This is a genomic window from Streptomyces sp. NPDC058701 (genome assembly GCF_042715295.1).
In the GTDB taxonomy this organism is placed as follows: domain Bacteria; phylum Actinomycetota; class Actinomycetes; order Streptomycetales; family Streptomycetaceae; genus Streptomyces.
On sequence record NZ_JBHXSY010000014.1, the window covers coordinates 200,637 to 208,814 of the forward strand.

Consider the following 8,178-nt stretch of genomic DNA (forward strand, 5'->3'; position numbering starts at 1 on the left):
GCGGTCAGCCCGTACCGGCGGGGTCCCGCGCCGACACCGCGAACACCGACCCGTCCGGCGCGGCCGCGTAGACCCGCCCGCCGACGACCACCGGCGCGGGCAGGGTCGCGCTGAACGCGGCCTGGCCCGCCCCCATCCTGGGCTGCGTCTGTCCCGCGAACCGCCCGGCCGCCGCGTCGACGGCCAGCAGCCGCCCGTCCTGCGCCGTCAGGTAGACCCGCCCGTCGGCGGCCACCGGCCGGGACGCCGCCCCCGCGCCGGTCTCCAGCCGCCAGCGCTCCCGGTCCGGTCCGACCGCGACGAGCCCGCCCCGGCCCTCGACCGCGTACAGCGTCCCGTCGGCGCCGACCGACGCCTCCGCCTCGTACAGCGGGACCGACAGGCGTACCCGGTGGACCGCGCGGGTCGCCGCGTCCACCCGTACGACGCCGCCCGTCCGGGCCCCCGCGTCGTTGTCCAGCAGGTACACCGCGCCGCCCGCCACCCCGACCGGCCGCAGCCGTCCGGCCGTCCGCGTCTCCCAGCGGACGGCCCCGGTGGCCGGGTCCACCTCCGCGAGCCGGGTCGATCCGGCGTCCGCGTCGGGCGTCGCCGCGTAGAGCACGGGCGGGACCGTACCGGCGGGGCCGCCCCACCACACGGATCCGGCGCCGCCGATCCGCTTCGTCCAGCGCTCGGCGCCGCCCGCCGCGTCCAGGGCGGTGACCTTGCCGTCCGCGGCCACCACGAGCACGTACGGACCGGCCGGCACGACCCGCGCCCCGCCCGGCAGCGCGCGCCGCCAGCGCTCGGCGCCCGTCGCCGGGTCCAGTGCCTGCAGCAGCTCGCTGCCGGGGGCCACCGCGAGGACCACTCCGTCCGCGTGCAGCGGCGTGCTGTCGGTGACGGCCCCGGGGGCGGGTGCGCCCGTACGGACCGACCACAGCACCGAGCCGTCGGCGGGGTCCAGCCGCGCTGCGGCCAGCCCCCGCCCCGAGCAGTACAGGCCGGCGCCGGAGGCCCCCGCCGAGCAGGACGCGGCGTGCCCGCCCAGGGACACCGCCCACGGCGAGAACGGCTTGCCCGCGGCGCCCGCGGTCCCCGGGGCCGGCGCCCCGGACGCGGAGGCCCCGGACCGGGCGGCGGCCTCCCCGCCGGTGCCGGACCACGCGTACCCGGCGACCGCCCCCGCCGCGAGCAGCACCCCGAGCCCGGCGGCCACCAGCGCCGGTACCCGCCGGGCCCGGCGGGTACCGGGGGCGGCGGGCGGGGCGGGCGGGGTGGCGGGCGGCGCGGGCGGCTCCCGCCGGTGCGTGACCTCGTCGCCGGACCCGGGCCGCTCCGCCACCGGCAGGCGCGGCTGGGGGATGAAGGCCTGCGTGTCCTCGGCGGTCGGATAGGCGGCGGCGCGCATCTCCGAGATCAGCGCGTCGGCCGTCGGCCGCTCCGCGGGGTCCTTCGCCAGGCAGCGCGCCACGATCGGGGCGAGCCGCGCCGGCAGCCCCGTCAGGTCGGGCTCGCTGTGGACGACCTGGTACGCCACCAGGTAATGGCTGTCGGAGTCGAAGGGCCCCCGCCCGGTCGCGGCGTGCACCAGCACGGCCCCCAGCGCGAACACGTCCGCCGCGGTCCCCACCTCGCGGGGCCGCTGGAACTGCTCCGGCGCCATGAACGGGGGCGTGCCGATCAGCTTGCCCGTCTCGGTCCGCAGGTCGCTGTCGGCCGGGCGCGAGATGCCGAAGTCGATGACCCGCACACCGTCCGAAGCCATCAGCACGTTGCTGGGCTTCAGGTCCCGGTGCACGACCCCCGCCCGGTGGATGTCCCGCAGGGCCTCCGCCAGCCCGGCGGCGAGCCGGGCCAGCTCGACGGGGTCCAGCACCCGTTCCCGTACCCGCTCGGACAGCGTCGGCGCGTCGATGAACAGGGTGGCCATCCACGGCCGCTCGGCCTCCGGATCGGCGTCCACGACGGGCGCGGTGAACGCGCCGCTCACCCTGCGCGCGGCCGCGACCTCCTGCCGGAAGCGCGCCCGGAACTCCGGATCCACCGCGTGCTGGGGGTGCACGACCTTGACGGCGAGTTTCAGCCCGGAACTGGAATCGGCGAGGTGGACCACGCCCATGCCGCCGGAGCCGAGCACGGATTGGAGCCGGTACTGCCCGGCGTACTCCGGAAATCCCGCGTAGTCCGCGCGCAGCGAATGCACGGCTCACCACCCCCGCCGGAGCCTAGTCCATCGTCCGTACGCACATCCAAGGGCTTGGTACCCTGCGCGCGTTGCGCAGAGCAACACCCAAGGGGGGAGTTTTCACATGTCCATGGAGAACGATTCAAGCCAAGTCCAGACGGTCGCCGCCACCGAGGCCGTCGCCACCGAGGGCCTTCCGACGTACCCGCTCGCGCCCGGCAGCCGGGTCAACGTCCGCAGCGGCCCGGGCACCAACTACTCGATCATCGACGTCCTGCCGGCCGGCGGGTACGTCACGATCCGCTGCCAGTGCCCCGGAACGAACATCAGCGGCCCGTACGGCACCACGAACATCTGGGACTGCATCGGCAACGGCCGCTTCGTCTCGGACGCCTACGTGAGGACGGGCAGCGACGGCTACGTCACGGGCCGCTGCTCGTAGGCCGCCTCAGGCCGCCTCACCGGAACCCGGGACGGCCGCTCGACCGTTCCGCCGTTCCGCCGTTCCGCCACGCGAGACGCACCCGGTCCGTCCGGCCCGGCGGGGGATAATCGCCGATGTGAGCGACGAGCAGCGAGACCAGACCCCCGCCGAGCCGGCCGCGGCCCCGGCCCCGGCCGCGCAGGAGCCCACGGGACCCGAGCCCGAGCCGATCCCGTTCTTCGGCACCACCTGGGTGCAGCACGACGGCGGTTACGCCCTGCGCCGCGCCGCCGTCGCCGTCGGCTCCCTGGTCACCGCCGTCGCGGCGGCCCTCCTGCTGCGCCTCTCGTACGAGGGACTGGAGATCGGCGACGTCGGACCCTTCCTCAGCATCTCCGTCGTCGTCCTCTTCGCGATCGCCAGCTCCATCGCCTTCGCCAAGACCTGGGACTCCTTCAGCCGCCGCGCGGCCCCGTCCTCCGACGAGACCGCGCTCAAGGGCCTCAAGACCATCGGATTCATCGGCTCCCTCATCGCGTACTTCATCCGCTGCTTCTTCGAGGCCCCGGGCGAGAAGCTGCGCCGCGCCGAGTACGAGCGCGCCACGACGGAGTTCGCCCGCCGCCGCAGCTCCCGCACGGGCAACCCGGCAGCCCGCCGCCCCAAACGCAAGAAGTGACCCCCGCCCCGCGCCCGAGCCGCTCCGGGACGACCACGCCGGCGGCGGCGCGCTGCCGGAGGGGCGCCGGCACGGGCCGTACCGGCGGGACGCGCTGACCCCGACGGCTCGAGGCCGCGGGCCGATGCGTACGAGCCCCCCTGCCCGCCGGCCTCGCGGCCGATCTGCGGCGGGAGGTGTGCGCGCAACCGGCTGCGGTCGGGCCGGGTGACGAGGCGCTGCCCGACCGGGGTGGTGCACACCGAGTTCCACCGCGCGGCCGGGCGGATCACCGTCCCCATCCCGGCCGACGCGTAAGGCGGCGGCCAGGCCGCTCGCACGGGACGCGCCCCCACCGGAGCGGCCGCACCGAGCACCACCCTTGTTCCGGTCCGGCGATTGACGACCGGCATCGGTGGGAGCATTATTCATCACATGATGAATAACCCGGCGGGGAGAGGCCACGCCCGTACCCCGGCCGCCGTCCACGCCCACGACCTCACCGTGCGCCGCGGCACCGGCCCCACCCTCCGTACCGTCCTCGACGCCATCGCCTTCGACGTTCCCCGCGGCCGCATCACCGGCCTCCTCGGCCCCTCCGGCTGTGGAAAGTCCACCCTGATGCGGGCCGTCGTCGGCACCCAGGCCCACGTCACCGGCACCCTCGACGTCCTCGGCCGCCCCGCCGGCCACCCCGAGCTCCGCTCCCGCATCGGCTACGTCACCCAGGCGCCCTCCGTCTACGACGACCTCACCGTGCGGCAGAACCTCGACTACTTCGCCGCCGTCCTCGATCCCGGCCGGGCCGCCGCCGACCGCCGTGCCGCGGCCGTCGCCCGCGCCATCACCGACGTCGACCTCGCCTCCCGCGCCGGAGCCCTCGCCGGGAACCTCTCCGGCGGTCAGCGCAGCCGCGTCTCCCTCGCCGTCGCCCTGCTCGGCGCCCCGGAGCTCCTCGTCCTCGACGAACCGACCGTCGGCCTCGACCCCGTCCTGCGCCGGGACCTGTGGAACCTCTTCCACGACCTCGCCGCCACCCGCGGCGCCACGATCCTCGTGTCCTCCCACGTCATGGACGAGGCCGAGCGCTGCCACGGCCTCCTTCTCATGCGCGAGGGCCGGATCCTCGCCCAGGACACCCCCGACGCCCTGCGTTCCCGCACCGGCTCCGCCACCGTCGAGGAAGGCTTCCTCCGCCTCGTGGACGAAGCCAACGCGCGCGCCGCCACCACCGCGGCGGCCCCCCTCACCGCCTCCACGCCCGCCTCCGCCACCACCACCGCCGGGGAGCACACCCGATGAACGCCCTCAGCCCCGCCCGCACCGCCGCCACCGCGGCCCGCGTCCTGCGCCAGCTCCGCCACGACCCCCGCTCCATCGCCCTGATGCTGCTGGTCCCCGTCGTGATGCTGACGCTGCTCCGCTTCGTCTTCGACGGCAACGCGCAGACCTTCGACGGCATCGGAGCGTCCCTGCTCGGGATCTTCCCCCTCATCACCATGTTCCTGGTGACCTCCATCGCCACCCTGCGCGAGCGCACCTCCGGCACCCTGGAACGCCTCCTCGCCATGCCGCTCGGCAAGGGCGATCTCATCGCCGGTTACGCCCTCGCCTTCGGAGCCGTCGCCGTCGTCCAGTCCCTCCTGGCCACCGGCCTCGCGCTCTGGGCGCTCGGCCTCGACGTCGTCGGCTCCCCCTGGCTGCTCCTGCTCGTGGCGCTCCTCGACGCGCTCCTCGGCACCGCGCTGGGCCTGTTCGTCTCGGCCTTCGCGGCCTCCGAGTTCCAAGCCGTCCAGTTCATGCCGGCGGTGATCTTCCCCCAGCTGCTCCTGTGCGGCCTCTTCGCGCCCCGCGACACGATGCAGCCCGTCCTCTCGGGTCTCTCCGACGTCCTGCCCATGTCCTACGCCGTCGACGGCATGACCCAGGTCCTCACCCACAGCGACGTGACCGCCGCCTTCGTCCGGGACGCCGTCATCGTCGCCTCCTGCGCCGTCCTCGTCCTCGGCCTCGGCGCCGCCACCCTCCGCCGCCGCACCCCCTGACGCCCACGGGCCGGACGGCCCCGCCCCGTTCCCTTCGCGGGTGAAAGGATGAGGCCGCACACGCACTCCACGCGCAAGAACCGTTCGGCGAGGTGAATCGGGCATGACCCAGACAGTCGCAGTCCTCGGTACCGGCAAGATCGGCGAGGCCCTGCTCAGCGGGATGATCCGCGGCGGCCGACCCGCCTCGAAGCTCCTCGTCACCGCCCGCCGCCCGGAACGCGCCGAGGAGCTGCGCTCGCGCTACGGCGTCGAGGCCGTCTCCAACGCCGAGGCCGCCAAGCGCGCCGACACCCTCATCCTCACCGTCAAGCCGCAGGACATGGGCCGGCTCCTCGACGAGCTCGCCCCGCACGTCCCCGCCGACCGCCTGGTCATCAGCGGCGCCGCCGGCATCCCGACCTCCTTCTTCGAGGAACGGCTCAGCCCCGGCACCCCCGTCGTCCGCGTCATGACGAACACCCCCGCCCTCGTCGACGAGGCCATGTCCGTCATCTCGGCCGGCAGCCACGCCACCGCGGCGCACCTCCTGCACACCGAGGAGATCTTCGGCGGCGTCGGCAAGACCCTGCGCGTCCCCGAGTCCCAGCAGGACGCGGCCACGGCCCTCTCCGGCTCGGGACCCGCCTACTTCTACTTCCTCGTCGAGGCCATGACCGACGCCGGCATCCTCCTCGGCCTGCCCCGCGCCCAGGCCCACGACCTGATCGTGCAGGCCGCCGTCGGCGCCGCCGTGATGCTCCGCGACAGCGGCGAGCACCCGGTAAAACTCCGCGAGGCCGTCACCTCCCCGGCCGGCACCACCATCAACGCCATCGTGGAGCTGGAGAAGCACGGCGTACGCGCCGCCCTGATCGCCGCCCTCGAAGCCGCCCGCGACCGCAGCCGCGAGCTGGCCTCCGGCAACAGCTGAGCCACCCGGGACGGGTGGGGGGCCCGGGACACGCGGGCCCCCCACCGGTCACGGCTCCAGCAGCCCGATCGCCCGGTACGCCCGGTCCACCACCGGCCGGGCCAGCTCGCGGGCCCGCCCGGCCCCGGCGCGCAATACCTTCTCGACCTCCGCCGGATCCGCGGCCAGCTCCGCGTGCCGCTCCCGTACCGGCCGCAGCAGCTCGACCACCGCGTCGGCGACGTCCCGCTTCAGCGCCCCGTACCCCTGATACCCGTCGGCCAGCGCCGCCGGATCGCCGCCGGTGCAGGCTGCGAGGACGTCCAGCAGGTTCGCGACCCCGGGCCGCTCCTCCCGGTCGTAGACGACACCGCCGTCCCCGCTGTCGGTGACGGCCCGCATCACCTTCTTGCGGACCACCTCCGGCTCGTCGAGCAGATAGACGATGCCCGCCCCGCTCGCATGGGACTTCCCCATCTTCGACGTCGGCTCCTGGAGGTCCATGACCCGCGCGGCCACCGCCGGATGCGTCGCCCTGGGGACCGTGAAGGTGTGCCCGTACCGCTGGTTGAACCGCACGGCCAGGTCCCGGGTCAGCTCGACGTGCTGCCGCTGGTCCTCACCCACCGGAACCTCCTGGGTTCCGTACGCCAGGATGTCGGCGGCCATCAGCACGGGATAGGTGAGGAGCGAGAGCCGCACGCCGTGCCCGGCGGCCTGCGCCGTCGCCGCCTTCTCCTTGTACTGGATCATCCGCCGCAGCTCTCCGTCGGTGGCGGTGCACTCCAGCAGGTACGCGAGCCGGGTGTGTTCGTCGACGTGGCTCTGCACGAAGAGCGTGCACCTCCGCGGGTCCAGCCCGGCGGCGAGCAGCAGCGTCGCCGCCTGCCGACTGAGCCGGCGCACCCGCGCCGGCTCGTGCTCGACGGTCAGTGCGTGCAGGTCGACGACGCAGAACAGCGCCTCGTCCGGTTCCTGGTCCGCGGCGACCCACTGCCGCACGGCGCCCAGGTAGTTCCCCAGCGTCAGATGCCCGGTCGGCTTGACCCCGCTGAAGATCCTCGTCATGTCGTGTTCTCCCTCGTGAGTGGTGTGTACGGGGCCGCCGCCGGGCGACCGTGCCACTCCCGGGGAGGGGAGAAACGAAAAACGGCCGCCGGAGCGGCGGCCGTGAGCGCGTGCGTGCTCGCGTGGGGTCCGGCCGCCGTCAGGCGGCCCACCAGCGAAGGCTGAGCGGAAGCACGTGCGTAGTCATGGCCCCACCGTAGACCGCGGGAGGCGAGGACGGGGTGAGATTCGCGCACTCCGCGTGGCCGGCCGACCGGGGGTTGACACACCTGTGCCGGATCCGTAGGGTTCTTCGAGTTGTCCGAAGTGAGCGCCGACCCCCGGTCGGTCCCCGGACAGCCATCCCGCACCTCCACATTCGAACGTACGACTCACTTTGTCGTCCCGTTTTCATGTGTATTTGCGAATGAGGAATCCGCGTCCGAAGACGTGGCCGCCGATTAGGTTCGGGGGCAAGGAATCCGCTACTGTCTCACTCGCCGCAAGGGCCCTACGGCCCCGAAGGCAAAGCCCGCTGACCGGGAGTCAGGCCCGAAAGGTTCTGATAGAGTCGGAGTCGCCGGAAAGGAAAGCGCGAAAGCGAATACCTGGAAAGCACCGAGGAAGTCAGGCCCGAAAGGATCTGATAGAGTCGGAAACGCAAGAACAGAACGAAAGCCCGGAGGAAAGCCCGAGAGGGTGAGTACAAAGGAAGCGTCCGTTCCTTGAGAACTCAACAGCGTGCCAAAAATCAACGCCAGAAGTTGATACCCCGTCCATTTCGGTGGATGAGGTTCCTTTGAAAAAGTCCTGCGGGTCCCGGTTTCGGGGTGCTTGCAGGCAATTACACAGCGAGGACGTTGTGGACGATCGGTCTTATTCCGACCTGGTTGTCCCGCTCTAAGTGTGTGTGCACCCGATTACGGGTAAACATTCATGGAG

General features: G+C 73.4%; 7 protein-coding genes. 5 read left to right on the forward strand and 2 right to left on the reverse strand.

Annotated features, from left to right (window positions below; all coding sequences use genetic code 11):
• Positions 1–4: 4 nt before the first annotated feature.
• The gene (locus tag ACFWW8_RS18145) at positions 5–2,188 is read right to left on the reverse strand and encodes a PQQ-binding-like beta-propeller repeat protein (protein ID WP_386529845.1); all 2,184 of its coding nucleotides are present in this window, start codon (positions 2,186–2,188) and stop codon (positions 5–7) included.
• A gap of 106 nt (positions 2,189–2,294) precedes the next feature.
• Between ACFWW8_RS18145 and ACFWW8_RS18150 the strand changes: the two genes are divergently transcribed.
• The 5 genes from ACFWW8_RS18150 (at position 2,295) to proC (ending at position 6,210) form a co-directional block, all read left to right on the forward strand.
• Positions 2,295–2,612, forward strand: coding sequence for an SH3 domain-containing protein (locus tag ACFWW8_RS18150; RefSeq protein ID WP_386529847.1), 318 nt, complete (start codon positions 2,295–2,297; stop codon positions 2,610–2,612).
• Positions 2,613–2,730: 118 nt separating this feature from the next.
• Positions 2,731–3,273, forward strand: coding sequence for a hypothetical protein (locus ACFWW8_RS18155; RefSeq protein ID WP_386529848.1), 543 nt, complete (start codon positions 2,731–2,733; stop codon positions 3,271–3,273).
• 414 nt (positions 3,274–3,687) lie between these two features.
• The gene (locus ACFWW8_RS18160; RefSeq protein ID WP_386529850.1) at positions 3,688–4,554 is read left to right on the forward strand and encodes an ABC transporter ATP-binding protein; all 867 of its coding nucleotides are present in this window, start codon (positions 3,688–3,690) and stop codon (positions 4,552–4,554) included.
• Complete coding sequence (locus ACFWW8_RS18165) at positions 4,551–5,297, forward strand: ABC transporter permease (RefSeq protein WP_386529852.1); 747 nt, start codon at positions 4,551–4,553, stop codon at positions 5,295–5,297. Before ACFWW8_RS18160 ends, ACFWW8_RS18165 begins: the two co-directional genes overlap by 4 nt.
• Before the next feature lie 103 nt (positions 5,298–5,400).
• On the forward strand, positions 5,401–6,210 hold the full coding sequence (proC, locus tag ACFWW8_RS18170; protein ID WP_383929690.1) for a pyrroline-5-carboxylate reductase: 810 nt from the start codon (positions 5,401–5,403) through the stop codon (positions 6,208–6,210).
• Between the two features lie 48 nt (positions 6,211–6,258).
• Here proC and trpS read toward each other — a convergent pair whose 3' ends face one another.
• Positions 6,259–7,257, reverse strand: coding sequence for a tryptophan--tRNA ligase (gene trpS, locus ACFWW8_RS18175; protein ID WP_383809802.1), 999 nt, complete (start codon positions 7,255–7,257; stop codon positions 6,259–6,261).
• Positions 7,258–8,178 lie beyond the last annotated feature (921 nt).